This is a genomic window from Sphingomonas faeni, assembly GCF_040407505.1.
Classification (GTDB): Bacteria; Pseudomonadota; Alphaproteobacteria; order Sphingomonadales; family Sphingomonadaceae; genus Sphingomonas; species Sphingomonas faeni_E.
Map to the genome: position 1 here is coordinate 1 of NZ_JAPZPQ010000009.1, position 26,748 is coordinate 26,748.

Here is a 26,748-nt window from a genome sequence, read left to right on the forward strand (position 1 = left end):
CCCCTTTTGGGGTGTGGGCAGTGTGGTTTGCCCGGGGGGGCTTTTTTTCCCGGGTTTTCTCCTCACCTGGGTGCCGGGGGGGGGGGGGGGGGGGGGGGGGCCCCCCCCGGGGGGGGGGGGGGGGGGGGGGGGGGCCCCCCCCTGTTCCGGGTGGAGCACTGCTTGGCGGCCCCTCACCCCGACCCTCTCCCCCAAGGGGAGAGGGAGCAGCGGTCACCGCGTTTGTTGGGCGGGTTGGACGTCTTGCGTTTCTTCGGTCGGCGGGTTGCGGATCGAGGGGCGGAGGCGGCTCAGGCTGCATAGGCCTGCCACTAGCGCCAGGCCTGCTGCGACCAGGGGCGGGGTAATGCCCGCGCCTACGCCCATGGCCAGGAGGGCGGCGACCAGGGTGGCGCCGGTGGTCTGGCCTACCAAGCGCACCGTCGAGACCAGGCCGCCAGCCGCAGCGGCGCGTTCGCGGGGGGCGCTGCCGATGATGAGGCGCGCGTTCGGGGCCATGAACATCCCGAACCCCGAGCCGCACAACGCCATCCGCCAGGCGATGTCGAAATACCCGGGGTCGGCCGGCATGTACGCGATCAGCAGAAGCGCGCAGATCGAGACGCCCATGCCGATCCCGCCGAGCAGCCCCGCCGGGTAGCGATCGGACAACCAGCCGGAGAGCGGCGCGACGAACATGTTCGCCAGCGGCCACGGTGCGATCGCGGCGCCGACTTCCGCCGCGCTGAACCCGTAGGCGTGCGTCAGGCGGAACGGGGTCGAGAGCAGCAGTGTCATCTGTGCGATGAACGCGGTGTAGGCACCGATCGCCGACAGCGCGAGCACTGGCCGCGCGAGCAGGTCGATCGGCAGGATCGGCTTGGTCTCGCCTTGTTCGCGTTTCACGAAGAACCAGCCGATCACTGCGCCGGTCAGCACGATGGCGGCGGAGACGATCGGGCTGTCGCCGTGGACCGCGCTCTCCGCGCCGCCGATGACGAGGCCGATCATCGCTGCGCACATGACTGCGCCGAGGACGTCGAAGGGTTCGTCGTGTTTGCGCGGTTCGGGTAGCGCGCGGCCGAGTAGGAGCGACGCGATCGCGAACGGGACTGCGCTGGCGAACACCCAGGGCCAGGGGGCGATGGCGAGGACGAGGCCGCCGATCGTCGGGGCGAGTGCCGCGGAACTGGAGACGACGACCGAGTTGATGCCTAGCCCGCGGCCAAGTTGCTTGGTCGGGTAGATCGAGCGGATCAGTGCGGATGAGACGCTCAGTGCCGCCGCGGCACCCAAGGCTTGTGCGGCGCGGACGACGAGCAGGAAGGGCAGGCTCTTGGCGAAGAAGCAGAGCAACGTCGCGACGGTGAAGAGCAGCTGGCCGTATTGGTACATGCGTTTCAGGCCGATGCGATCGCCGAGCCCGGAGAAGGGGAGCAGCGCCATCGCCAGGATCAGCTGGTACACGGTGACGACGGTCACCACCGCGCTGCTGCCGACGTGCAGGTCGCGCGCAATCGTCGGGAGCGCGACGGTGGCGATGCCGCCGTCGATGATCGTCAGCGCCGTGCCCGCCGAGATTGCGGCGATCGCGACGAAGCGGCGGGGTTTGGGCAGGCCGTCCTGCATTTTCTTGAACTCGCTTCGTCACCCCGGACTTGTTCCGGGGACCACCGTGCCGCACAATCGACAGGATTTGTTATGCGGATCGGTGGACCCCGGAACAAGCCCGGGGTGACGGTAGGGAGTTGTATATGCGTGGTATCTTGTTTGCGACGGCGGCGACATTGCTTGCGGGGACCGCAGCCATCGCCCAAGTCGCACCGATGACCAAAACGAACACTGCCGCCGACCCGTATATCTGGCTCGAGGACAAGGATGGCGCAAAGCCGCTCGCCTGGGTCGAGGCGGAGAACGCCAAGACGTTGCCGCGGCTGCAGAACGATCCGCGCTACAAGACCTTCTATTCCGAGGCGCTCGCGATCGCGTCGGCCAAGGATCGCATCCCGATGCCGAACCAGATGTTCGGGCGGATCTATAATTTCTGGCGCGATGCCGAGCATCCGCATGGGCTGTGGCGTTGGACGAGTGCTGCCGATTACGCGAGCGCGACGCCGAAATGGACGACCGCGCTCGATCTCGATGCGCTGGGCAAGGCCGAGGGCAAGCAGTGGGTGTGGAAGGGGTCTACTTGTCTTCAGCCCGAGGAGCGGCTGTGCCTCGTCGCGCTGTCGGAGGGTGGCGAGGACGCGGTGACGTATCGCGAGTTCGACCTGTCGACCGGCGCGTTCGTCGAGGGCGGCTTCATGCTGCCGAAGTCGAAGCAGGATGCGAGCTGGGTCGACAAGGATACGCTGCTGGTCGCGCGCGACTGGGGCGCGGGGACGACGACTCAGTCGGGCTATGCGTTCGTGTTGAAGCAGGTGAAGCGCGGCCAGCCGCTGACCGCCGCGACCGAGGTGTATCGCGGCGCGGCGACCGACCAGGGGCCGACCGGTGCGGATGTGCTGACCGACGAGAAGGGCAACCGGCTGGTGGTGATCCAGCGGCGGAAGACGTTCTTCGGTGCGGACAAGCTGGTGTGGACGCCGGCGGGGACGCGGCCGTTGGCGTTGCCCGACCGGACGTTTCCGGTTGGCATGATCGACGGACAGGTGATCTTCTCGACCAGCGATCCCTGGGGCAAGATCCCCGAGGGGGCGGTTGCCTCCGCGCCGCTTGCCGAGGTGGAGAAGGGCGCGATCAATCCTACGATCGTGTTCGCACCGGGGCCGCGCCAGTCGGTCGACGGGATGGCGCTGACCAAGTCGAAGCTGTTGCTGGTGGTGTCGGACAATGTTCGTGGCCGGGCGTCGGTCTATACGCATGGGGCGGGCGGCTGGACCGCCAAGCCGATCGCGTTGCCCGACAATGCCTCGATCGACGTCGCGAGCACGACCGATCGTAGCGACGATGCGTATCTGACGGTGACGGGGTTCCTGACGCCGACGTCGCTCTATTCGCTGGATGCGGCGACGGGGGCTGCGCCAAAGCCGATCAAGACTTTGCCGGCCAAGTTCGATGCGTCGAACGATGTGGTCGAGCAGTTCGAGGCGACGTCGACCGACGGGACGAAGGTGCCGTATTTCGTCGTCCACAAGAAGGGCATCGTGCTCGACGGGACGACGCCGACGATCATGACGGCGTATGGTGGTTTCCAGGTGTCGATGACGCCGAGCTATTCGGGGAGCACCGGCAAGCTTTGGTTGGAACGGGGCGGCTCGTACGTGCTCGCGAACATCCGCGGGGGCGGGGAGTTCGGGCCGAAATGGCATGACGCGGGGCGGAAGACCAAGCGGCAGGTGATTTACGACGACTTCGCGGCGGTCGCGAAGGACCTGTTTGCGCGGAAGCTGACGAGCCCGGCCAAGCTGGGAATCTATGGCGGGTCGAATGGCGGGTTGCTGATGGGGGTCGAGTTCAACCAGCATCCCGACCTTTGGAAGGCAGTGACGATCCAGGTGCCGTTGCTCGACATGATCCGGTATGAGGGGATTGCGGCAGGGGCGTCGTGGGTCGACGAATATGGCTCGGTGACGGTGCCAGCGGAGAAGGCGTTCCTTGAGAAGATCTCGCCGTATCAGAACATCAAGAAGGGCGTCGCGTATCCGGAGCCGTATATCTGGACGACGACCAAGGATGACCGCGTCGGGCCGCAGCACGCGCGGAAGTTCGCGGCGCGGTTGAAGGAATATGGGCTGCCGTATCTGTATTATGAGGACACGGCGGGTGGCCATTCGGGCGATGCGGATATCGAGCAGGGGGCTCGGTTGCAGGCTTTGCAGATGACGTACTTCACGCAGAAGCTGGTGGGGGTGGCGAAGTAGGGGGCGGCCCGAAGAACCCCGTCATCCTGGACTTGATCCAGGATCCAGAGCCACGAGGCATTCCGCACGTGGCTCTGGATCCTGACTTTCGTCAGGATGACGGGGCGCGCCTCAGCGGCAGCGGACCTGGCTGTTGCTTTGCTCGACCGCGCGCCCGGCGAGACCACCCGCCGCTGCACCGAGCAGCGAGCCGACGATCCGCGAACGGCCGCCGTCGATGACGTTGCCGAGGATGCCGCCGCCGGCCGCGCCGATGATCAGCCCGGTCGTGCCGTCATTGCGCTTGCAGTAATATTTGCCGTCCTGCCCCGCATAGACGCGGTCGTTGGTTGCCAGCGTGCGCTCCTGGTAGTTCGGGCCGGCGCGATAGTAGCGCGAGGGGTCGTAGTTACCCTCGTCGCGCTCGTCCGGATACGCTTCCTGGTAGCCGCCGCTGCGATCTGGCGCGGTGCGATAGCCGCCCTGTGGCGCATAGCCGCCGCGGTTGCCGCGGACCGACTGGTAGCGATCGAATTCCTGGCGGAAGATCTGCAATTCGCTGTCGAGGCGCGATTGGGCGGCGGCGAAGCGCGCGTCGTCGGCCTGCGACTGCGCGAGCGCGGGGGTGGCGGCGGAGAGGCAGGTAGCGGCGATCAGTGCAGCCGTACCGAGAAAACGCTTCATGATCCGGATCCTTCTAAAAGGTCACAACGAGAGTGGGCGGCAGCATCGCGCCACCGCCCACTCGATTTCAAGACTTATCAGCGGCAGATCTGCACGCGGCGGTTGTGGCGCCATTCGGTGCGGCAGCGGCGGCTGTTGTTCCAGTTGCGACGATCATGATCGCGACCACGATAGCGACGGTCGTCGTGACGATCGCCGCGGTGATCGTTGTGGCGATAGTCGCGGCGGTCGCCCCGATGGTCGCGGTGGTCGCCGCGATGATCGTTGTCGCGATACTGCTGGCTGTACCCGCGCTGTGCCTCTGCGGGAGCGGCGGCGCCGAGGCCGAGTGTCGCGAAGGCCAACCCGGCAGCGATGAGATGCGTAAACTTCATGAGATGTCCTCTCGAACCCGACAATCGGGATGTGCCGTTGATACGGCTATCGAGAGACATCGTTCCTGAACGGGGTTGTTGGCTGGCGTACAGGTTGGGTGCGCCAGCCGGGGATCAGGCGGCCCTATGTTAGCCGGGGAGCCCCTCGATCACGAATACGCGGTAGTCGGCACCCTTAAGGCGGTGCTGCAGCGCGTCCTGATAGGCCGGGCTGTCATACCAGGCGTGCGCCTCGGCCACGTCCGGGAATTCGAGGATCACGGCGCCCTCGACAGCCTGACCTTCGAGCGTCTCGACCGCACCGTAGAACGCCAGTGGCTTCAGCGTGCGACCTTCGCGGGCCAGGGGCGCCTTGGCCTGGTATTGCTTCATCTCTTCGGCATCGGTGACTTCGTTGCGCACGAATACGACATAGGCGGTCATCAACATTCTCCTTCTGCGGCGGCAGGGTGGCAGCGAATATACCTATGCCCGTCAAGATGCGCCTGGTTTCGGCCTGAACGCACCGAGGCCCGCGATCGCCAGTCGTTGGGCGGGGATCGCTGTTTCGGCGAACGAGAAGCGCAGGTAGCGCGCGGTGGTCGGTCGGGCGAAGGCGATGCGCTGGGCGGCGAGCGCGTAGGCGATGTTGGGGAGTTCGCCCTTGGCGATATCCTGCCAGCTCTTGCCGTCGGTGCTCGCCTCGACCCGGTAGCCTTTCGGCGGGGCGGTGTTCGCCATTACCGCGCGCGACGGGATCAGGACGAAGCCGGCGAGGGTCTCGGTCGCGGCGAGGTCGATCGTGACCGAGGCGGGTGTGCCGGGCGCAGGCGCGGGCAGGGTCCAGGCGGTCGCGCTGTCGTCGTCGAGCAGCGCCTTGGCACCCGGCGCGGTCGCGGTGACGATCGACCAGCGGGTGGTGACGACGGTGGTCGTGTCGGTGTTCCGGACCGGCGCGACGGGGGCGGGTGCGACCTGACGGAACAGCGCGACTTCGCTGATTGCTGGGCAGGCGGTGCCTTCGAGGATGCGCAGGCGGAGGCGGCGGGGGGCTATCGGTTTTTCCAGACGGACGATGCGCTGGGGGCCGATGCCCGAATGCTCGGCGAGCTTGCGCCATTGTCCGCCGATCTCGGCGTCGATCGCGAACCGGGTCACGCGGATGCCGAGTGGGAGGTATTCGCGGAGGCGGATGAGGTCGAACGATCGGCCCGGCGGGAGGTCCAACGTCAGCGTCGGCGTGGTGATGGCGTCGGGCGTCGACCAATAGGTGTCGCGGTTGCAGTCGAGCACTGTGCTGGCCGCATAGGTCTTCCCGCGGACGTGGCTGGCGGATGCGACGGCGCCCTTGGCGAGATCGGTTGCGAAGGTCGCGGTTTGGGCCGTGCCGAACGACTTCAGTGTCTCGACGTCGATGTCGGCGAGGCGGCCGCGCCGGTCCGGCGGCAGGTTGAGGTTGAGGTTGGTGCCGCGACCGACCGACTCGTCGTGCAGCTTGATCAGGCGCGCGGGCGTCTTGACCTTCGAATCCTCGTCGGCGTGGTAGAACCAGCCGGGGCGGATCGAGACGTCGGTCTCGGCGGGCCACCAGAGCGGCGCGCCGCGCACGCCAGAATTGCCCTCGGACTGGACATAGGGATGGTTCGGCATCGTCGGCCAGCACGGATCGCCCGCGATGCCGTCCTCGTTCCCGACCCAGCGCAGGTCCGCGCCGAGCGGGTCGAAGGTGCAGGCCATCGGCTGATGCTCGTGGACCAGCGCGACGATCGACGGCCAGTTATAATATTTTGGCGCGTCGATCTTCCGCGTGTCGCGCGCGCCGCCGTAATAGCCGTCGCCGCCGTTCGCGCCGTCGAACCAGAATTCGAACAGCGTGCCGTAGCGGGTGCAGAGTTCGACCACCTGCTTGCGGAAATACTCGACATAGGCGGGGCGGCCGTATTCGGCGTGGTTGCGATCCCAGGGCGAGAGATACAGGCCGAAATCGAGCCCTGCACGGCGCGTGGCGCGCTCCATCTCGCCGACGATGTCGCCCTTGCCGTCCTTGTAGGGGCTGTTGCGGATGCAGTGTTCGGTCAGCATCGTCGGCCACAGGCAGAAGCCATCATGATGCTTGGCGGTCAGGATGATGCCGCGCATGCCGCCGGCCTTGGCTGCCGCGACGATCTGGTCGGGCGAGAAGTCGGTCGGGTTGAAGAGCTTCGGATCTTCGTCGCCATAGCCCCATTCGCGATCGGTGAAGGTGTTGATCGAGAAATGGACGAACGCGTATTGCTCACGCGCGTGCCAAGCGAGTTGGCGCTTCGAGGGCGTCGCACCCCAGGGTTTCGGCGCGGTGTCGCGGCCGGCACCGATCGCGTGGGTGGCAGTGGCGGCAAGACCCGAGGCTAGCAGCAGGCGGCGGGAAACTTCGGTCATCATCGTCTCCGGGAGGTATCAGGCAGCGGGCTGGCCGAACGAGGGCGGTCGGTCGGCGAGCTTCGCGCCGAATGCAGGGTTCGGCGTGGCGGACATGGTGAAGCGGAGCGTACCGCCAGCCGCGAGATCGGCGTGGGATATCCAGCTTTTCGTCCACGGTTTGCCGTTCCACTGGACCGCCGCGACATAGGGCGTGTCGGCGCGGTTGCCGGGTGCGTCGACGACCAGCTTGCGGCCCTTGCCGACGCGGACCTCGGCGTGGGTGAACAGCGGCGAGCCGAACACGTAGACCGCCGCGACCGGATCGACCGGGTAGAAGCCGAGCGCCGACATCGCGAACCATGCGCTCATCTGGCCGCAGTCGTCGTTGCCGATGATCCCGTCGGGCGCGTTGCGGTACATCGTGTCGAGCAGCTTGCGGACCAACGCCTGCGTCTTCCACGGCTGCCCGACATAGGCGTAGAGATACGGCACATGCTGGTCGGGCTCGTTGCCGTGAGCATATTGGCCGAGCAGCCCGGAGATGTCGGGCGGCGCATCCTTGGGTAGTGTCGACGGCGCGGCGAACAGCGCGTCGAGCCGGCTCGCGAACTTCGCGTCGCCGCCGAAATGCGCGATCTGGCCGTAGAGATCGTGCTGGTTCAGGAACGTCGTCTGCCAGCCATTCGCCTCGGTGAAGTCGCGGTAGCGCTTGGTGTGGCCGAGCTGGATCGGATCGTACGGCTTCAGCCAGCTGCCGTCGGAGAGCTTGGGCCGGGCGAGGCCGATCGCGGGATCGAGCACGTTACGGTAGTTGCGGCTGCGGAGACGCAGGCGATCGGCGTCTTCTTTCGCGCCGGCCTTCTGCGCGAGCGTCGCCATTGCCCAGTCGTCATAGGCGTATTCCTGAGTCCGGCTGACCGACTCGTCGACGACGTCCGCGGGGAGGTAGCCACGCTCGATATAGGTGCCGCGCGCGCGGCTGTTGACGAGGTCGGGGGCGGCGGGATCGAATGCGCGGGTTCGAATCGCGGGCCATGCAGCGGCATAGTCGGCGTCGATGCCCTTTGCCGCGGCCTCGGCCATGATTGCGACCGAGTGCCAGCCGATCATCGTGCCGGTCTCGACCCCCTGGAGCGGCCAGCAGGGTGGGCCGTACGCGCTTTGCTGCGTCTGGCGGATCAGGTCGCGGACCAGCGACTTCGCGCGATCGGGTGCGACCAAAGTCAGCAGCGGGTGGAGCGTGCGATACGTGTCCCAGGTCGAATAGGTGCTGTACGCCTGCTCGCCGGCGGGGACGCTGTGAACCTCGCGATCGAGCCCGACATAGCGGCCGTCGACGTCGGAGAAGAGCGTCGGCGCGATCATCGCGTGGTAGAGCGCGGTGGTCATGATGACGCGGGCGTCGTCGGTGGCGCCCTCGACCTTCACGACCTTCAACGTGTCGGCCCAGTTCCGGATCGCCTGGCGTCGCGCGACGTCGAACTCGCGGAAATAGGACGCGGCGAGGTTGGTGCGCGCGCCCGCCATGTCGACCGCGGAGACGGCGGTGCGGACGACGATCGGTGCGGCGCCTGCGTTGTCGTAATGCAGCACCGCGCGGACGCGGTCGGCGGTGACGATCGCGCCGTTGACGCTCTGTGTGTCGGCGTAGAGCGTGATCCGATCGGGCTTTGGCGACACGTGCATCGCGAAGTGGATGCGGCGGCCCTTCGCCCAGCGGAACGTCCGGCGGCTGCCGGTGAGCGTGCCGTCGGTATCGAGTTCGATCCGGCTCTCGTCGATCAGCGGACCTTCGCCGGGGCGGCTGTCGCGGTAATTGCCGAGGTCGATCAGGAGGTGGCCGGGGCCGGCGGGGAAGTGGTGACGCTGCCAGCCGACGCGTGTCTCGGCGGTCAGTTCGGAGCGAACGCCGTTGCCGAGCGTGACGGCGTAATAGCCGGGCTCGGTGACCTCCTGCGCATAGGTCTGGCGATAGCCTTCGCCGGGCTTGTCGGGTGAGCCGGGCAGCAGCTTGACCGCGCCGCGGCCGGGGACGACGAGCACGTCCATCAGGTCGGCGATGCCGGTGCCCGACAGATGCGTGTGCGAGAAGCCCATCATGGTCGGGTCGCCGTGATGATAGCCCGAGCAGTTGGCCCAATTCTCGGTATCGGTGTCGGGACTGACCTGGACCATCCCGAACGGCATCGTCGCGCCGGGATAGGTGTGGCCGTCGCCGCCGGTGCCGATCCACAGATTGGGCGCGGCCTTCACCGAGCGCGCGGCTGCGGGGATCGCGCCGGTGATGGCCAGCGCACCGCTTGAGCCAAGCAGGGCGCGTCGGGTGATCTTCATAGTGCGCTCGCCAATAATGCGGGGCGGGTGTTCGCAAGCTGAACGATCAGTTCGCCGAACAGCCCGTTGGCCCAGGCGAACCAGGAGCGCGTGAACTTGGCGGGATCGTCCTTGTCGAACGCCTCGTGGATGAAGCCGGTGTCGGCATCAGTGTCGCGCAGCATCCGCAGGCACGCGCGGACGGTCGCGTCATCTGCGCCCGCCAGCGCGCGGACGATCAGCGACATCGGCCAGATCTGGCCGAGCCCGACATGCGGTCCGCCGATGCCCTCGGCCTTGGTGCCCTTGAAGAAGTAGGGGTTGGCGTCGCTCCAGGCGGCATCGGCGGTGCGACGCCAGAGCGGATCGGTGGCGGGGACGCAGCCCATATAGGCGAGCGCGGAGAGCGACGGCACGTTGGCGTCGTCCATGAAGACGGCGTTGCCGAAACCGTCGACTTCGAAAGCCCAGACTTCGCTGCCGTCGCGCAAGCGCATCCGGCCGTGCGCGACGAGGGCCGCCTCGACTTCGTTCGCGAGCGCGGTCGCGTCGGCGGCGAGCGCCGTGTCGTGACGCGCTTCGTTCGCGACGACCGCGAGTTCGCGCAGGGTGGTGACCGCGAACAGGTTCGACGGGATCAGATACGGGTAGACGCAGGCATCGTCGGAGGGGCGGAAGCCGCACTGGATCAGGCCGTTGGGCTTGGCGGGATTGCCCCAGCCTTCGAGCGCCATCGTCTCGGTGTTGCGGTTCGAGGATCGCAGGAAGCTGTAGGGGCCGCGACCGTCCTTGCGCTGTTGCTCGCGGTAGGTGCGGATGCTCGCGCGGGCGGCCTCGGCCCAGGTCGCGTCGAACGGTGTCGCGTCGCGCGTCGCCTGCCAATAGCCGTAGGCGAGGCGCATCGGATAGCAGAGCGAGTCGATCTCCCATTTGCGCTCCGCGACGCCGGGTTTCATCTCGGTCTGGTCCTTGAGGGCCCAGCTGAGATCGGTCTTCGCCGTCGGGCTTTCCATGAACGCGTTGGCGTAGGGGTCGATCAGGATCGAGCGCGACTGGCGCGCGATGAGCCCGCGGAAGAGCGTGCGCAACGCCGGGTCCTCGCGGACGAGATGGAGATAGGGGCGAAGCTGCGCGGAGCTATCGCGGAGCCAGAGGCAGGGGATGTCGCCGGTGATGACGAACGCATCGGGGGCGCCGCCGATCGTCGACATGCGAACCGTGGTGTCGAGCGTGTTCGGATAGCAGTTGCCGAACATCCAGCGGAGCTTTGGGTCGCCGATCCGGGCGGAGACACGCGCGATCTCGCGTTCGACCGAGCGGCTGGTGAAGTTGCGGTCGGCGAGCGCGGGGCGCTTGCTGGGGAGCGAGGGGCGGGCGGCGAAGGCGGACGTGCCGACGAGCGCCAGGCCCCCGGCGACGCCGCCGGCCATCACGGTGCGGCGGTCCATGTTCGTGGCGCTCACTTGGGCAACTCCACCGTGGCGCCGGTGATCGTCAGGTCGCTCCACTGGCCCGCGCCGTCGCCGGGCTGGCCGCCACCGATATAGAGACGGTAGGCGCCGGGGACGATCGTCCGCGTGCCGTCGCGCGCGACGCTGCTCATCGACCGGGGATCGATCGTGATCGGCACGGTGCGCGACTGGCCGGGCTTCAGCGCGACGCGGCCGAAGCCGACGAGCTGGCGCTGGAGGACGGGGGTGGTCGATCCTCCGGCTTTGGCTGCGGGCGCGACGAGGTACGCCTGGACGACTTCTTCGCCTGCACGGTCGCCGGCGTTCGACAGCTTCGCGGTGACGGTCAGCGGCTGTCCGGCGGCGACGCTGAGCGCCGGCTTCGTCGCGGCATAGGCGAAGCTGGTGTAGCTCAGGCCGTGGCCGAAGCCCCAGAGCGGCGTGCCGGTGAAGTAGCGATAGGTGCGCTCCTTCATCGTGTAGTCGGTGAACGCGGGCAGGTCGCCGGTGGTCTTGTAGAAGGTGACGGGAAGGCGGCCCGACGGGTTGTTGAGCCCCGCCAGCGTCTCGGCGATCGCGGTGCCACCGGCCTGGCCCGGATACCAGGCGGCGAGGATCGCGTCGGCCCATGCCGGATCGACCGCGACCGCGCTGCCGCTGGTGAGGACGAGGACGATGGGCTTGCCGGTCGCCTTCAGTGCTTCGAGCAGGCGGACCTGCGCTGGAGGCAGGCCGATGTCGGTGCGGTCGCCGCCGACGAAGCCGGGGACGCTGACCGAGAGCGCTTCGCCTTCGAGATCGGGCGACAGGCCCATCACCGCGACGATCACGTCGGCGTCGCGCGCGGTGGCGACCGCCTGGTCGAGCAACGGCTGTGCGGGGGGGCTCCAGAGCAGGCGGACGCCTTCGTCGTCGCTGCGGTGATCGAGTTCGAGGCGGAACGGGACGGGCTTGCCGTCGCTGGTGAGCGTGACCTCGACGCGGCCTTTCTTGACCTCGCCGGCGGAGATCTGGCGATCGCCGATCCAGAGCCGGACCGCGTCGTGCGTCGCGCAATCCTTCCAGCAGGCGGGGACGTCGACGACCAGCGGATAGGTGCCGGCGGCGGGGGGCGTGAAGGTCCCGGTCCAGCGGACGCCGAAGGTCCTGGCGAGACCGGGAGCGGGGCTCGCGCGGTTGTGGTCGATGTCGATGTGGCGATCGATGCGGGTCAGAGTCGGTGCGCCGACGCCGGCCTGCGCGGCGAAATATTCGGTCTTCAGGCCGCCGACGAAGACGGTTTCGGGGACGGGCACGGCTGCGCCATCGGCGAGCGATGAGCCTTGCGCGTAGCGGACGTTGGCGCCGCCGAACTGCTTGCGGATGCCCTGCAGCGGGGTGACGGGCGCGACCGCGGTGCCGTGATAATTGCCTTGCAGCACGCCGAGATCGTCCGCGTCCGCGCCGATCACCGCGATCCGGCTGCCGGGTTTCAATGGCAGGCGGTTCGCATCGTTCTTGAGCAGGACGATCGATTTCCGTGCCGCGTCGAGTGCGAGTGCACGGTGGGCGGGGGTGTCGACCTGGTCGGTGCCGATGCTGCGCCACGGGTTGGCGGCGCCGAACACGGTGCCGAGCGCGCGGCGGGCTTCGAGCGCGCGAATCAGCGCGGTGTCGACCTCGGCTTCGGTGACGAGACCCTGGCGGACCGCGGCGGGGAGGGCGGCGTAGGCGCTGCCGCAATTGAGGTCGGTGCCGCCCCGGATCGCGGCGGCGGCGGCGCCCGCGGCGTCGAGGCGGTAATGGTGGTAGAGGCTGATGTTCGACACCGCGTCGCAGTCCGACACGGTGAAGCCCTTGAACCCCCAGTCGCGCCGAAGCCGGTCGACCATCAACGCCGATGACGCGCAGGCCGGGACGCCGTGGATCGAGTTGTACGCGCACATCAGCGACTGCGCCTTGCCCTCGGTGACCGCGAGTCGGAATGCGGGGAAGTAGGTCGCCTCCAGGTCATAGGGGCTGGGATCGACGTCGAAGCTGTCGCGGCCGGCTTCGGGGCCGCTGTGCACCGCGAAATGCTTGGGGGTGGCGATGACCTTGGGATGGAGCGGGTCGGGACCCTGCAACCCGCCGATGAACGCGACGCCGAGGCGACCGGTGAGATACGGGTCCTCGCCGTAGGTTTCCTGGCCGCGGCCCCAGCGTGGATCGCGGAAGATGTTGATGTTGGGCGACCAGATCGTCAGCCCCTCGTAGATCTTGCGGTTCGCGCCGACGTCCTGCGCGTTGAAGCGCGCGCGGGCCTCGGTCGCGACGACGTCGCCGATCTTCGCGACCAGCGCGGTGTCCCAGGTCGCGGCCATGCCGATCGCCTGCGGGAAGACGGTGGCGTGGCCGTTGCGCGCGAGGCCGTGCAGCCCCTCGTTCCACCAGTCGTAGGCGGGCAGGCCGGCTTTCGGATCGGCGGGCACGGTGCTCTGCAACTGCGCCGCCTTTTGTTCGAGCGACATTTGCGCGACCGCGGTGGCAACGGGATCGGCGGAGGCGAGCAGGAGCCAGATCATCGGGCGAGGGTCCTCAGGGTAAGCGCTTTCCGCAAGGTGGCGGCGGAGGCGTCGGAGACGACATGGATGGTGACGCTCTCGCCCGGCAACAGGTCGAAGCCGTCGTCGGACGGCTGGGCCGCGACCGCGCCGAAATCGAGCATTATCGCGCGGGCCAGGTTGGTCGCGGTGATCTTCACGTCGTTGCCGGTCCAGCGAACGCTCAGGCCGGGGTCGGGGTACGCCATGTCCTTGGGCAGGGCGCGTTCGATGATCGCCCGGCTCGTGCCGCCGTTATCGAGCTGCAGATCGGCGACCGCGTAGCTGCCGGTCGGCGCGGCGGTACCGAACAGCGCATCGTCGGACAGCGTCGCGACCAGTCTCGACGAGAGCGGCTCGAGCATCAGCGCGGCGGTGGTGTCCTTCAACACCTTGCCGTCCATCGTCATCGTCCGCACCCGCCAGCGGGAGTCGACCAGCGTGGTCGCGTCGGAGATTAGCGAGATGCGCGTCGCGCCGTCTTTCCGCTCGGCGACGATCGCCTGGGGCGCGAAGAACCGCCGGGCGGCGTAGTTGAGCAGCTTCCAACGGCCGGCATGATCGATGCTCGCCCAGCTGATCGAGGGCCAGACGTCGTTGAGCTGCCAGTAAAGCGAGCCCATCGTCACCGGTCGGCAGGCGCGGTGATGCGATGCGGCGATGCGGATCGCCTCGGCCTGGTTGACCTGCGTCAGGTAGACGAGATCGGCAAAGTCGCGCGCGGGGCGCAACCGATCGCGCAGGTACATCATCAGCCGCTCATTGCCTTCGCTGGCGAGGAACTTCTGGTGCGCCTTCATCACCGGGCTGTCCGCCGTGAGCGTGCCCTTGCCGGCGAATTCGCGGATCGTCGACAGGTCCGGCATCGACTGGAACCCGTATTCGGACATGAAGCGCGGGCAACTGTCGAGATAGTTCTCGACCGGCTTGGAGCCCGACCATACGTCCCAAAAGTGACGGTCGCCGTCCTTGTCGGTGTCGACCGGCCCCTCGTAATTGGTCGAGGGCGAGCCCGGCCAATAGGGCGTGCCGGGGGCGTTGCGCGTGACGGCTTCGCGCAGGACGCGGTCGAACAGCACGGCCATGCCGGCGCCGATGCGCTCCTGCTCGTCGGCGCCGACCGCCTTCTTGAAGGCCTTCCGATCCGACCAGTTCTCCCAGCCCGACAGGACCTCGTTGCCGCCGGCCCACAGCACGACGGAGGGGTGCGATCCGATCCGCGCGACCTGTTCCTCGGCCTCGATCCTGACGTTCTCGCGGAAGGCGGCGTCGGGCGGCGTGACGCTGCCGCCGAACATGAAGTCCTGCCACACCATCAGGCCCATCCGGTCGGCGATGTCGTAGAACGCGTCGTCCAGATAGGTCCCGCCGCCCCAGATGCGGACCATGTTCATGTTGGCGTCGCGCGCGCCCTTCAGGATGGTCTCCATATAGGCAGGCGTGACGCGCGCCGGGAAACTGTCGAACGGGATGATGTTCGCGCCCTTGGCGAAGATCGGCGTGCCGTTGACCTTGAACCCGAAGCTGCCGTCCTTGCGGATCAGCTCGACCGTGCGCAGGCCGATCCGCTTCGTCACGCTGTCCTCGGGCGTCGGCTCCGCGCCGCCCAGCGATGCGGTGACGGTGTAGAGCGGCTGCGCGCCGTAACCGACCGGCTGCCAACGCTTCGGATCCGCAATCGCCAGCGGGATCGAGACCGCGTTGATGCCCTTGACGAGCGTCACCGTCCGGTCGACCGAGACCGTCTTGCCGTCCGGCCCGGTGACCGCGGCGCGGATCGTCGCGACGCCGGGCGTCTCGACGGCGATGTCGAGCTTGGCGGACAGCCGTGCTTCGGTCGGCGTCAGCGCCTCCTGGTCGACGCGGAGCGTGTCGATCCGCGCGTCGTCCCAGATCTCCAGCCGGACCGGCCGCCAGATGCCGGTGTTGACGATGCGGGGACCCCAGTCCCAGCCGTAATTATATTTGGGTTTGCGGATATAGGGCGAGGTCTGCTTGCCCTTGGGTTCGTCGCCGAACGCGCTGTCATATTCGCCCGGCAGCGGGTTCTTCTCGGCGAGCACCATCGGCTGGAGCGTGCGGATCGGCGAGGCGATCGTCACCAGCACCTCGTTGCGTCCGACCTTGAGCACGGGCTGTGCATCCACACGCCAGCGCCGGTGCGCGTTGTCGGTGGTCAGCAGCACCGTGCCGTTGACGCTGACCGTCGCGAACGTGTCGAGACCGTCGAACACGAGATCGAGGTGATTGCGCTGGAGCATCGCCGGGGTGACGTCGAACACGCGGCGGAACTGCCATTTGGTCAGCCCGGCCCACTGGATCGCTGCCTCGTTGGTGCCCTTGAACGGATCGGGCACGCGGTGCGCCGCGATCAGGTCCTGCTGCACCGATCCGGGGACGGCCGCCGGCAGCCACGTGGCCTCGCGCTTGTGCGCGGTGATCGCGGCGGTGTCGGTCGGATCGATCCGCACCTGCCACGCACCGTCGAGCGGCACGATGGTCTTGGGCGAGGCGAACGCGGGCGCGGCGAGCGCGATCAGGGGAAGGACGAACCAGCGACGCATCAGCGTGTCTCCGACAGGGTCATGCGCTCGACCGCGTAGAATGGGTCGGACGTGGGGGAGGTGAATTGCAGGCAGATGTCGCGGTCTCCGGTGATCGTCGGCAACGTCCCGTTCACGCTGAAGCGGGTCGGCGCGGTCTTCGGATCGGGCAGCGGGAAGGTACCGGCGATCACCGGTTTCGCGCCCTTTACGGTGCAGCCGACCAGCACCATTAGCTCGCCGTGTGGCGTCACGTTGTAATGCTGGCGCACCTTGGTGACGTCGTGCGCGAGGCCCCAGTTGCGCGGCAGGCGAGCGATATCGATCGTGAACCCCTTGGCGACACCCATCGGCGCGGCCGGGTAGGCGGTGCAGGTATCGAAGATGTCGGCGTTGAACACCGGGGCGTTGGTCTGTGCCTCGGAGGTCAGCGGTAGGCGGAGGATGAGCGAACCGGCAGGGCAGGCGATCATGTCCGACGCCGTGCGGGTCAGCAGCGCCTGGCGCCCGGTCTCGAACAGCCGCGGCTCGGCGACCGACTGGCCGCTCGCATCGAAGGCGGCGGCGCGGATCGACACACCGGGCTTTACCGAAAGCGGCGCGGTGTAGGCAGGCGACCGCGCGGTCGGCATCTTGCCGTCGAGCGTGTAGCGGATCGTGCCGTCAGGCGCCTGCGTGGCGAGCACGACTTTCGTGCGATTGGTACGGAGCGCATCGCCGCGCGTGCCGTCGAGCGTGTAGCCGACCGCGAACGCGCTGTCCGCGACCTCCAGCCCCGACTTCCGCCAACGCCGGATCTGCGGCTGGACCCGGTCGAGGAAGCCGGCGAAGTCGCGCTTGTCCTTGCCCGACCACGTGATCTCCGCGAGCGCGGCGGCGCGCGGGAAGATCAGGTGCTGCATCTGGTACGGGGTGACGATGTACTCGCTCCACAGATTGGCCTGTGCGCCGAGCACGTGCTGCGCCTTGTCCGCCGAGATGCCCGTCGGCATCGGCTCGTAGTTATAGACCGTCGCGAGCGACTGGATTGCGAGGCGGCCGGGCGGTTCGTCGCGCCGGTCGCTTTGCAGGTTGTCGAAATAGAGCGTCGGTGCGGGCGACAGCACGACGTCGTGGTTCTGGTTGGCGGCATCGACCGCGCCCTTTTCACCACGCCACGACATCACCGAAGCCGACGGGGGCAGGCCGCCCTCGAGGATCTCGTCCCAGCCGATCAGGCGACGTTTCTTGCTAGCGAGATAGGTGCCGAACTGGTCGATCATCCAGCTTTGCAGGCCGTTCTCGTCCTTGATGCCGAGCTTCGCCATCTGCGCCTGGACCTCGGGGCTGCGTTCCCACTGGTCCTTCACCGCCTCGTCGCCGCCGAGATGAATATAGGTGCCGGGGAACACCGCCATCAGTTCGTCGAGCACCGTCTTGACGAACGCGATGCCCTTGGGGCCGGGGTTGAAGAGGTACGGGTTGACGCCCCACGCGTTGCTGACCGCAGGCGTGTCGCCGGTCACGCCGAGCTCTGGATAGGCCGCGACGAGCGCCTGCGCATGGCCGGGGAGGTCGATCTCGGGGACGATCACGATGCCGCGCTCGGCGGCGTAGGCGACCAGTTTGCGCAGTTCGTCCTGCGTGTAGAAACCGCCGACGCGCGCGCCGGGCGCTTCACCGGTCGAGGGGCTGGTACGGATGCTGCCGATCTCGGTGAGCTTGGGATAGGCCTTCACTTCGAACCGCCAGCCCTGGTCGTCCGACAGGTGCAGGTGGAGCGTGTTGAGCTTAACCGACGCCATCTGGTCGACGATCGCATAGATCGACGGCAGCGACTGGAAATGCCGTGCGGTGTCGACCATCAGCCCACGCCAGCCGAAGCGGGGGGCGTCGTCGATCGTCACCGCGGGGATGCGCACGGGCTGGCCGAACGCGCGATCGGGGCTGATGAGTTGGGCGAGCGTCATCGCGCCGTAGAGAAGCCCGGCGTCGCCCGACGCGGTGATCTTTGCGCCGGACGCGTCGACGGTCAGCCGGTATGCCTCAGCGCCCTTGATCGCGGCATCGCGGACGAAGCGGATATTGCCGTTCGGCGACGTCTGGAGAGCGAGCCCGCGCTCGGTCTTCACATGCGCGATGAGCAGGCGCGCGGCTGCGTCGGCACCCGCGTCGGATGGATCAGCCGCAACCATTGCACCGTTGGCGACCGTAAAGCTGCCGGCGGTGCGAGTGATTGCCGAAGGTTGCGGTACCAGTGGCAGGCGGTCCTGCGCCTGGGCAGGGATCGCGCAGAGAGCGGCAGGAAGCAGCGCCGTCGCCGTCAGCCAGCGCCCGGCATTTCGGTTCGCGGTTGCACGCATGTCGACTGCTCCCTGTATCGGCTCCTGACGGCCGCTGGTCGAGGAATGTAACCAATATAAGTCCAGACACAACCCCGTCATTTGACAGCAAGCTTGTCCTGATCTGACAAGAGATCGGACGTGGGGCGGTCAGGGGACATACCAATATGGCCCATGGATTTAGTCTGGTTGCCGACCAGGCGGTCCTTGGCTACGCTACCATAAGGGACGCGGCAAGGCTCGCTTTGAGCTGCCGGTCGGAGGGGGAATACATGGCGTTTTCCGATGACATCGGACGCTTTCGCAAGGGAAATCCATCGCCGCTCTACCTCCAGTTGCAGGAACTGATCCGCAACGCGATCGGCGAAAAGCTGTTGGTGCAAGGCAATGCGATCCCGGCCGAGCGCGATCTCGCGATCGAGTACGACGTATCGCGGATCACCGTGCGCAAGGCGATCGGCGGACTGGTCGAGGAAGGGCTTCTCACGCGCAGGCGCGGGGCGGGGACGTTCGTCGCCGGGCGCGTCGAGAAGAGCTTCTCGAAGCTGTCGTCGTTCAGCGAAGACATGGCGGCGCGGGGCCGGACGTCGAGCAGCAGCTGGATCTCGCGCTCGGCGGGGCAGGTGAACCCTGAGGAGGCGATGGCGCTGGGGTTGTCGCCGGGGGCGGCAGTGTTCCGCTTCAACCGCATCCGCTATGCCGACGAAGAGGCGATGGCGCTCGAATTCTCGACGATCGCGGGATATTGCCTGCCGTCGGTCGAGGTGGTCGATGACTCGCTCTACACCGCGCTCGAGAACGCTGGCAGCCGCCCGGTACGCGCGCTGCAACGCCTGCGTGCGGTACCGTTCGGCGGCGAGCATGCGCGGATGCTGGGCGTCGACGCGGGCCATGCCGGGCTGCTGATCGAGCGTCGCGGCTTCCTGCGCGATGGCCGGGCCGCGGAGTTCACGCGCTCCTATTACCGCGGCGATGCGTACGACTTCGTCGCCGAACTCGCCGATATCTGACCTCCACTACCGAGAGTACCGATGAACCGACGTGAGCTTCTTGTTGGCACGGCGGGCGCCGGTGCTTCTCTGGTCGTGGGGCCGATCGAGGTCGGGTTTGCGGCTAGCGTCAAGGCGCAGGGCAGTGCCGGCGCGCTCCCCATGCCGCAGCCGTCGCGAACCCTGCCGTCGCGCGCGCTGGTGCAGGATCCGTCGCGGACGCTGATCGAGCGCGGGTGGCTGTTCCACGAGGGCGACGTGATCGCGCCCGCGCCCGACGGCCACAACGCGACGTATCTAAGTGTGAAGGCCGGCAACGCGCTGGGCGCCGCGGCGATAGCGTATGATGATTCGGACTGGCAGTCGGTCCGCCTGCCGCATGACTGGGCGTCGGCCCAGCCGTTCGTGAAGACCGCAAGCATCTCGCAAGGCTTCCGTGCACGCGGTATCGGCTGGTACCGGCGGACGCTGCGGCTCGATCCGGCGGACCGCGGCAAGACGATCGGGCTGCAGTTCGACGGAATCGCGACCAACGCGACGGTCTGGGTCAACGGCAGCGTCGTCGCGCACAACTGGTCGGCGTATACCAGCGTCGAGATCGACCTGACGCCGTTCGCGCGGTTCGGCGACGACCTCAACGTCATCGCCGTGCGCGTCGATGCGCAGGCGATGGAGGGCTGGTGGTACGAAGGCGCGGGGATCTATCGCCATGCGTGGCTGATCCGCCGCGCGCCGGTGGCGATCGTGACCGACGGCGTGCACTGCGATCCGAGGCCCGCCGCGAATGGCGGGTGGAGCGTGCCGGTCGAAGTGAAGCTCGGTAGCATCGATCGCGCGTCGGTCGGCGTCACGGTGGATGTCGCGCTGCTCGATCCCGAGGGCAAGCGCGTGGCGGGGGCGCAGGCGGCTGCGACGGTCCTGCCTCTGGAGCACGCGACTGCGGCATTGACGCTGGCCGTGCCTGCGCTGCGCCTGTGGTCGATCGAGACTCCGACGCTCTATACCGTGGTGACGCACGTCCTGCGCGACGGGGCGATCGTCGACGAGCGACGGATTCCGGTCGGCTTCCGCACGATCCGGTTCGATGCGGACCGTGGCTTCCTGCTCAACGACAAGTCGGTGAAGCTGAAGGGCGTGTGCCTGCACCAGGATCATGCCGGGGTCGGCACCGCGATCCCCGATGCGCTGTTGCGCTGGCGGCTGGAGCGACTGAAGGCGATGGGCTGCAATGCGATCCGCTGTTCGCACAATGCGCCGGCCGCCGAACTGCTCGACCTGTGCGACGCAATGGGCTTCGTCGTGATGGACGAGAACCGCCAGTTCAATCCCGCGCCCGATTACATGGCGCAGCTCGAATGGATGGTCCGCCGCGATCGCAACCACCCGAGCGTGATCCTGTGGTCGGTGTTCAACGAGGAGCCGATGCAGGGCACCGAGGCGGGTGTCGAGATGCTCCGGCGAATGGCGCACGCGGCGCACGCGCTCGACGACAGCCGGCCGGTCACGGGCGCAATGAACGGCGCGTTCTTCGATCCGATCAACGTGTCGAGCATTTTCGACGTGGTCGGCTTCAACTATTACCAGGGCGACTACGACCGCTTCCACCAGCTCAACCCGACCAAGCCGATGACGAGTTCGGAGGATACCAGCGCTTATGAAACGCGCGGCGCGTTCGCGAGCGATCCGGCCGCGCATGTCCAGTCGTCTTACGACGTCGAGGCGGCGAGCTGGGGCGATACGCACCGAGCGACGTGGAAGAAGATCGCCGATCGCCCGTTCGTCGCGGGCGGGTTCGTATGGACCGGGTTCGATTATCATGGCGAACCGACGCCGCACGAATGGCCGACGATCTCCAGTTTCTTCGGCATCCTCGACCTGTGCGGGTTCCCGAAGACTGCGTTCGATATTCATCGCGCGCACTGGGTTGATGACGTGCCGGTCGTCAGTTTGACGCCGCACTGGACGTGGCCGGGACGCGAGGGCCAGCCGGTCGTCGTGCTGGTGATGAGCAATGCCGAGCGCGTCGAGTTGCGGCTCAACGGGCGGAAGGTCGGCGAGCAGGCGGTCGACCGGATCATGGGCAACGAGTTCAGCGTGGCCTATGCGCCGGGGCGGATCGAGGTTGTCGCGATGCGCGGCGGTAAGGTCGTCGCGACGGCCGCGCACGAGACCGTTGGCAAGCCGGTTGCGTTGCGGCTGACGCCGGCGCGGACCGTGATGGCGGGCGACGACGAGGATACGCAGCCGGTGACGATCGACGCGATCGATGCGGCTGGACGGCATGTTCCGACCGCGAACCTGCCGACGCGGTTCTCGGTCGACGGCGCGGCGATCATCGGTGTCGGTAATGGCGATCCGAACAGCCATGAGCCGGAGAAGGGCGATGCGCGGTCGTTGTTCAACGGGCTGGCGCAGGTGATCGTGCAGGCGGGCACGGGCCGAGGGCGGATCGTGATGACCGCGACTGCACCAGGATTGAAGCCGGCGCGGCTGGTGATCGACCGGGCGGCGATCGCACCGCGCGCACAAATGGCCGCGACCTATGGTGGGCAGGCTATCCGCGAGTGGCGTCGCTCGCCGGCGTTCGCCGCGCGCCCCGATCCTGCGCTGGCGCCGATCGATGGGGACAATAATAGCTGGGCGTTCGTGCGTAGCGGTACGCCGGTTCAGCCGGCGGCGGAGGGCCGTTGGCGACTGTATCGGGCGAGCGTGACGCCGTGGCGGCGGATCGGTGCGGAGGGCGGCACGATCCGCTTCGCCGCGATCGTGGGGAAGGCCGAGCTGTGGGTCGATGGCCGGCGCCTCGCGTCGAAGGGGGGTGCTGAGGCCGGGCCGCTTGAGGCGGCGTTGCCGGCGGGCGGTGGCGTGCGCCAGATCGTGCTGGTGGTGGAAGCCACCGCGGAGGGGGTTTCGGGGATACTCGGCCCTGTGTCGCTGGAACCTGCAGCGCGCTGAGGTCTATACAATCCTCCCCCGCCAGGGGGAGGTGTCGCCGAAGGTGACGGAGGGGGAGGGCACGGAACAGGCGTTTCCCTTTCCTCCCCCTCCGTCTGGCAAGTGCCAGCCACCTCCCCCTGGCGGGGGAGGATCAATTTCAAAGCCTACCGGGCCAGCGCCGTCAGGACCGCGTCGGTCGCCAGCACGTGAAGCTGGCCGGGGGCGGGGCGGGCTATCGCGCGGATACCGAGCTTCGCCAGTGCCGCATCGTCTGCCAGCGCGATATCGCCCAGCTCGACGCGCAGTCGCCCGGTATGGCGGCTGGCGGCAAGGACGTTCGCTGCACCGCCGAGCGCAGCTTCGGTCGCCGAAGACAGCGTGATCGCATCCGCCGCGACCTGCGCTGCCGGTTCGACGGTGAGGTCTTCGCCCAAGGCCAGCGCGTCGCGGATCTCGACCGACACCACATCCGCGATCGGCCCGAGCACGACCTGGAGCGCGGAGTTCGACGGCCGCAGGATACCGCGTGCGCCCAGTGCCTTCAGGGCGGCGTCGTCGACCGCGGACTGGTCCACCACGATCAGGCGAAGCCGCGTCGTGCAGGCGCTGACCGTGGTCAGGTTCGCCGGACCGCCGAGCGCACGGGCGAACGCCGCACCACGACTGCCGGGCTGCGCTGCGGTCGTCGGCGCCGCGACAACGTCGGTCTCGCGACCCGGCGTCTTCAGGTCGAAGCGACGGATGAAGAAGCGGAACACGACGTAATAGATCGCGGCATAGGCCAGACCGACCGGGATCAGCAGCAACGGCCGCGTCGCCTTGCCGTAGTTCAGGACGTAATCGAGCAGCCCGGCCGAGAAGCCGTAACCGAGCTTCACGCCAAGCAGCGCCATGATGACTTCGGACAACCCGGTCAGAACCGAATGGATCGCATACAGGACCGGCGCCAGGAACATGAAGCTGAATTCGATCGGCTCGGTAACGCCGGTCAAGGCCGAGGTAAGGGCGAGGCTGGCGAGCATCCCGCCGACCGCGCGACGGCGTTCGGGGAGCGCTTCGTGGTACATGGCGAGGCAGGCGGCGGGCAGGCCGAACATCATGACGGGGAAGAAGCCGGCCATAAACGATCCTGCGCTCGGATCGCCCGCGAAGAAACGCCGCAGGTCGCCGTTCACGCCGTGAAAGTCGCCGATCACGAAATAGATGATGTTGTTGATCAGGTGATGCAGCCCGGTCACGAGCAGCAGGCGGTTGAGCAGTCCGAACAGGAACAGCCCGACGTATCCCGATCCGGCAATCGACAGGCTCATCGTGTCGATCGCGGTGCCGATCGTGCCATAGCCCCAGCCGATCACGCCACCCAGCACCAGGCCGGCAACGCCGCTGGCGATCGGGACGAACCGTCTGCCACCGAAAAACGCCAGATATTCCGGCAGCTTGATCGTCGAGAAGCGATTGTAGAACAGGCCTCCCACCAATCCCGACAGGATGCCGATCGGCACGTCGAGCCGGGCGATGGACTTGGCGCGCCATGCCGCGATCGCGAGGTCCGCGCCGGCGCCGGTCAATCCGGCGGTCGTTTCGGGCGGGATGACCAGCAGGACCTTGGCGCCCTCGGTCGCGACGAGGAAGCAGACGACCCCGGCGAGACACGCCGCGCCGTTGCCGTCGCGCGCGAAGCCAGTTGCCACGCCGATCGCGAAGAGAAGACCGAGATGCGAGAAGATCGCGTCGCCCGCCGCACTCAGGAAGGCGATGTCGAGCAGGTCGGGCTGGCCGAGGCGGAGCAGCAGGCCCGCGATCGGCAGCACCGCGATCGGCAGCATCAGCGCGCGGCCGAGCGGCTGGAGGGCTTCGAGGATCGATTTCATGCGGTGAACTCCCGGGCGAGCGAGCGGACGTCGGCGGCGGACCCGCATTGCAGCGCGGCGGCGGCATGCGCGCGGCACGCCTCCATCGTCAGCGTGGCGACCAGCGCCTTGATCTCGGGCACCAGCGTCGGTGCGGACGAAAGTTCGGTGACGCCGAGCCCGATCAGGATGGGGACGGCGAGCGGGTCTGACGCGAGCCCGCCGCACACACCGGTCCAGCGGCCATGCGCCACGCCGCCCTTGCAGGTCTGCGCGATCAGCCGGAGCACGGCGGGGTGCAATCCGTCGATCCCGCTCGCGACGGCTGCGTTGCCGCGGTCCATTGCCAGCGTGTATTGCGTGAGGTCGTTGGTGCCGACCGACAGGAAGTCGGCTTCGGCGGCGATCAAATCGGCGGTGACGGCGGCGGCGGGCGTTTCGATCATCACGCCTACGGGCACGTGGTCGACGATGCCGATCTCGGCAGCAACGCGGTCGACCACCGCGCGGACGGCGCGCAGTTCGTCGAGACTGGCGATCATCGGGACCATGATCCGGCATTGCCCGGCGGGCTTTACCGACAGGATCGCGCGGACCTGGTCCTCCAGTATCTGCGGGTGCGCGAGGCCGACGCGGATGCCGCGCAAGCCTAGTGCGGGGTTCTCTTCAGGCGCCATCGGCAGATACGGCGCGGGCTTGTCGCCGCCGATGTCGAGCAGTCGGACGATCAGCGGGCGGCCGTCGAGCGCGTCGGCGATCGCCTGATAATCGGCGGTCTGTTCGGCGACCGTCGGTGCGGCATCGCGTTCGAGGAACAGGAATTCGGTGCGCAACAGGCCCGACCCTTCCGCGCCGTTCTCGACCGCGAGATGCGCGTCGCCGAGCGCGCCGAGATTGGCGAACGCCTCGATCCGGGTACCGTCGGCCATGCGGCAGGGTTCGCTCGCCCGCGCGAGGGCTTCGGTGCGGCGGACCTGCGCCTGGACGATCCGGACCTGCGTGGCGACGAGCGTGTCGGCGTCGGGGTCGATCCGTAACAGGCCTTCGCCTGCGTCGAGGATCACGGGCGTATCGTCGCTGATGGCGTTCAACGGCGACCCGATCGCGACCAACGCGGGCAGGCCCATCGTCGCGGCGAGGATCGCGACGTGCGAGGTCGGGCCGCCGCGCTCGACGCAGAAGCCGACGATGTTCGCGCGGTCGAGCGACAGGACGTGGGACGGCAGCAGATCGTCCGCGAGCAGGATCGTGTCGGGTGGGAACGACAGTGGCGTGGTCTCCACCCCGGCGATCAGCGCGAGCAACTGGCGTTCGAGATCGAGCATGTCGTCGGCGCGCTCGGCGAGCCGCGGATCGGTGCTGGTGCGCAGCGCGTCAGCCTGCGGACGGATAGCGCTGCGCCAAGCATGACCCGCACTCTCGCCGCGGGCGATGCCGCCGCGTGTCGTTTCGTGGAGCATGGGATCGTCGAGCATTGCTGCATGCGCCTCGACGATCGCGCGTTCGGGGCCGGTTGCGCTGCGGGCGCGCTCCGCGAAACGGGTCGACAGCGTCGTGACGGCCGCATCGAAGCGAGCCTCCTCGACGGCGATGCCTTCGCCCTGTTCGGGGACCGAGATGTCGGCGGGGCGAAACCAGCGTGCTCGGCCGATTGCCAGGCCGGGTGCCGCGGTGACGCCGATCAGCGCGCCGTCGACTGCGGGGCGGGCTGGCGAGGGGACGATGGCGGGTGCGCGGACGGGGGCTTCGGCCGGCTCGTCCATGCCGCTTTCGATCAGGTCGCAAATCGCGGCAAGCGCGACCGCGGCGTCTGCACCTGCCGCAGTCACGATGAGCGTCTCGTTGTGGCGGATTGCCAGGGCTAGCAGGGCTATCGGGCTGCGGACGTTGGCGGTCTTGTCGCCGGATGTGAGCGTCACGTCGGCGTCGAAGCGCTTGGCTGTCGCGGCAAGGCGCGCGGCGGGGCGGGCGTGGATACCGTGGGGGAGCGGAACGACGACCGTGCGTGTGTGCGTCGCGCCGTCCTGGCTCGTCTCGCGGTGTGCGACCGCGTCGCTGGGTTCGAGCGTCATCAGTGGATCGCCGACCGCGACCAGTTCGCTGGAGACTGCGTGGACGATTCTGAACCGGTCGGGGTTCACGATGACGATCGGCGTGACGACCGCACGAGCCTCGCGGACCAGCAGGTCTAGGTCGAAGCGGATCAGCGGTGTCCCGCGCTCGACCGGGTCGCCGACCGCGACGCACGGGGTGAACCCGCGTCCGCCGAGCGCGACGGTGTCGAGCCCGATGTGAATCAGGATCTCCGCACCCTCGGGCGTGGCCAGCGTGATCGCGTGGCGGCTCGGCAACAGCGTCAGCACGGTGCCGGCGCAGGGAGCGTAGAGGCAGTCGCCGGTCGGATCGATCGCGACGCCGTCACCCAGCATCCTCTCCGAGAACACCGCGTCCGGCACTTCATCGATCGGCGTTGCCCAGCCCTGCATCGGCGCGGTCAGGAGGATGGAGGCCATGAGTGCGTT

General features: G+C 67.9%; 15 protein-coding genes. 3 read left to right on the forward strand and 12 right to left on the reverse strand.

What is annotated here, in order from left to right; genetic code table 11:
- Positions 1-213 precede the first annotated feature (213 nt).
- Complete coding sequence (locus O6X71_RS18980; protein WP_353467234.1) at positions 214-1,608, reverse strand: MFS transporter; 1,395 nt, start codon at positions 1,606-1,608, stop codon at positions 214-216.
- Positions 1,609-1,733: 125 nt separating this feature from the next.
- Between O6X71_RS18980 and O6X71_RS18985 the strand changes: the two genes are divergently transcribed.
- Positions 1,734-3,845 carry a prolyl oligopeptidase family serine peptidase gene (locus O6X71_RS18985; protein ID WP_353467235.1) on the forward strand — a complete coding sequence of 704 codons (2,112 nt, stop codon included), beginning with the start codon at positions 1,734-1,736 and terminating at the stop codon, positions 3,843-3,845.
- 111 nt (positions 3,846-3,956) lie between these two features.
- Here O6X71_RS18985 and O6X71_RS18990 read toward each other — a convergent pair whose 3' ends face one another.
- The 9 genes from O6X71_RS18990 to O6X71_RS19030 form a co-directional block, all read right to left on the reverse strand.
- On the reverse strand, positions 3,957-4,508 hold the full coding sequence (locus tag O6X71_RS18990) for a glycine zipper 2TM domain-containing protein (protein WP_136189564.1): 552 nt from the start codon (positions 4,506-4,508) through the stop codon (positions 3,957-3,959).
- 77 nt (positions 4,509-4,585) lie between these two features.
- Complete coding sequence (locus O6X71_RS18995; protein WP_353467236.1) at positions 4,586-4,882, reverse strand: hypothetical protein; 297 nt, start codon at positions 4,880-4,882, stop codon at positions 4,586-4,588.
- A 129-nt stretch (positions 4,883-5,011) separates the two neighbouring features.
- Positions 5,012-5,305, reverse strand: a complete 294-nt coding sequence (locus tag O6X71_RS19000; protein ID WP_056487012.1) for a DUF1330 domain-containing protein — start codon at positions 5,303-5,305, stop codon at positions 5,012-5,014.
- 51 nt (positions 5,306-5,356) lie between these two features.
- Positions 5,357-7,279: an alpha-L-fucosidase gene (locus O6X71_RS19005; protein ID WP_353467238.1), complete on the reverse strand. Its 1,923-nt coding sequence runs from the start codon at positions 7,277-7,279 to the stop codon at positions 5,357-5,359.
- Positions 7,280-7,297: 18 nt separating this feature from the next.
- On the reverse strand, positions 7,298-9,595 hold the full coding sequence (locus tag O6X71_RS19010; protein ID WP_353467239.1) for a GH92 family glycosyl hydrolase: 2,298 nt from the start codon (positions 9,593-9,595) through the stop codon (positions 7,298-7,300).
- Positions 9,592-11,022, reverse strand: a complete 1,431-nt coding sequence (locus O6X71_RS19015) for a glycoside hydrolase family 125 protein (protein ID WP_353467348.1) — start codon at positions 11,020-11,022, stop codon at positions 9,592-9,594. Before O6X71_RS19015 ends, O6X71_RS19010 begins: the two co-directional genes overlap by 4 nt.
- An 11-nt stretch (positions 11,023-11,033) precedes the next feature.
- The gene (locus O6X71_RS19020) at positions 11,034-13,568 is read right to left on the reverse strand and encodes a glycoside hydrolase family 3 C-terminal domain-containing protein (protein ID WP_353467240.1); all 2,535 of its coding nucleotides are present in this window, start codon (positions 13,566-13,568) and stop codon (positions 11,034-11,036) included.
- Complete coding sequence (locus O6X71_RS19025) at positions 13,565-16,150, reverse strand: beta-mannosidase (protein WP_353467241.1); 2,586 nt, start codon at positions 16,148-16,150, stop codon at positions 13,565-13,567. The genes O6X71_RS19020 and O6X71_RS19025 overlap by 4 nt, the downstream gene beginning before the upstream one ends.
- A complete protein-coding gene (locus O6X71_RS19030) occupies positions 16,150-18,471 on the reverse strand; it encodes a beta-N-acetylhexosaminidase (protein ID WP_353467242.1) in 2,322 nt (773 codons plus the stop codon). Before O6X71_RS19030 ends, O6X71_RS19025 begins: the two co-directional genes overlap by 1 nt.
- 251 nt (positions 18,472-18,722) lie before the next feature.
- Here O6X71_RS19030 and O6X71_RS19035 point away from each other — a divergent pair, with 251 nt between their 5' ends.
- Positions 18,723-19,460: a GntR family transcriptional regulator gene (locus O6X71_RS19035; RefSeq protein WP_056062350.1), complete on the forward strand. Its 738-nt coding sequence runs from the start codon at positions 18,723-18,725 to the stop codon at positions 19,458-19,460.
- A 21-nt stretch (positions 19,461-19,481) separates the two neighbouring features.
- Positions 19,482-22,394, forward strand: a complete 2,913-nt coding sequence (galA, locus tag O6X71_RS19040) for a beta-galactosidase GalA (RefSeq protein ID WP_353467243.1) — start codon at positions 19,482-19,484, stop codon at positions 22,392-22,394.
- A 146-nt stretch (positions 22,395-22,540) separates the two neighbouring features.
- Here the strand turns inward: galA and nagE are convergent, their stop codons facing one another.
- Positions 22,541-24,247 (reverse strand): N-acetylglucosamine-specific PTS transporter subunit IIBC, encoded by a 1,707-nt coding sequence (gene nagE / locus O6X71_RS19045; protein WP_353467244.1) that lies wholly within the window; start codon positions 24,245-24,247, stop codon positions 22,541-22,543.
- Entirely contained in the window at positions 24,244-26,739 is a 2,496-nt protein-coding gene (gene ptsP / locus O6X71_RS19050; protein WP_353467245.1) for a phosphoenolpyruvate--protein phosphotransferase, read from the reverse strand. Before ptsP ends, nagE begins: the two co-directional genes overlap by 4 nt.
- Between the last annotated feature and the right edge of the window lie 9 nt (positions 26,740-26,748).

Coding starts and splice junctions, on each gene's coding strand:
- ptsP (WP_353467245.1), bottom strand. CDS start 26,739: ATGGCCTCCATCCTCCTGACCGCGCCGATGCAGGGCTGGGCAACGCCG.
- O6X71_RS18990 (WP_136189564.1), bottom strand. CDS start 4,508: ATGAAGCGTTTTCTCGGTACGGCTGCACTGATCGCCGCTACCTGCCTC.
- O6X71_RS19035 (WP_056062350.1), top strand. CDS start 18,723: ATGGCGTTTTCCGATGACATCGGACGCTTTCGCAAGGGAAATCCATCG.
- O6X71_RS19025 (WP_353467241.1), bottom strand. CDS start 16,150: ATGCGTCGCTGGTTCGTCCTTCCCCTGATCGCGCTCGCCGCGCCCGCG.
- nagE (WP_353467244.1), bottom strand. CDS start 24,247: ATGAAATCGATCCTCGAAGCCCTCCAGCCGCTCGGCCGCGCGCTGATG.
- O6X71_RS18980 (WP_353467234.1), bottom strand. CDS start 1,608: ATGCAGGACGGCCTGCCCAAACCCCGCCGCTTCGTCGCGATCGCCGCA.
- O6X71_RS19015 (WP_353467348.1), bottom strand. CDS start 11,022: ATGGACCGCCGCACCGTGATGGCCGGCGGCGTCGCCGGGGGCCTGGCG.
- O6X71_RS19005 (WP_353467238.1), bottom strand. CDS start 7,279: ATGACCGAAGTTTCCCGCCGCCTGCTGCTAGCCTCGGGTCTTGCCGCC.
- galA (WP_353467243.1), top strand. CDS start 19,482: ATGAACCGACGTGAGCTTCTTGTTGGCACGGCGGGCGCCGGTGCTTCT.
- O6X71_RS19000 (WP_056487012.1), bottom strand. CDS start 5,305: ATGACCGCCTATGTCGTATTCGTGCGCAACGAAGTCACCGATGCCGAA.
- O6X71_RS19030 (WP_353467242.1), bottom strand. CDS start 18,471: ATGCGTGCAACCGCGAACCGAAATGCCGGGCGCTGGCTGACGGCGACG.
- O6X71_RS18985 (WP_353467235.1), top strand. CDS start 1,734: ATGCGTGGTATCTTGTTTGCGACGGCGGCGACATTGCTTGCGGGGACC.
- O6X71_RS19020 (WP_353467240.1), bottom strand. CDS start 13,568: ATGATCTGGCTCCTGCTCGCCTCCGCCGATCCCGTTGCCACCGCGGTC.
- O6X71_RS18995 (WP_353467236.1), bottom strand. CDS start 4,882: ATGAAGTTTACGCATCTCATCGCTGCCGGGTTGGCCTTCGCGACACTC.
- O6X71_RS19010 (WP_353467239.1), bottom strand. CDS start 9,595: ATGAAGATCACCCGACGCGCCCTGCTTGGCTCAAGCGGTGCGCTGGCC.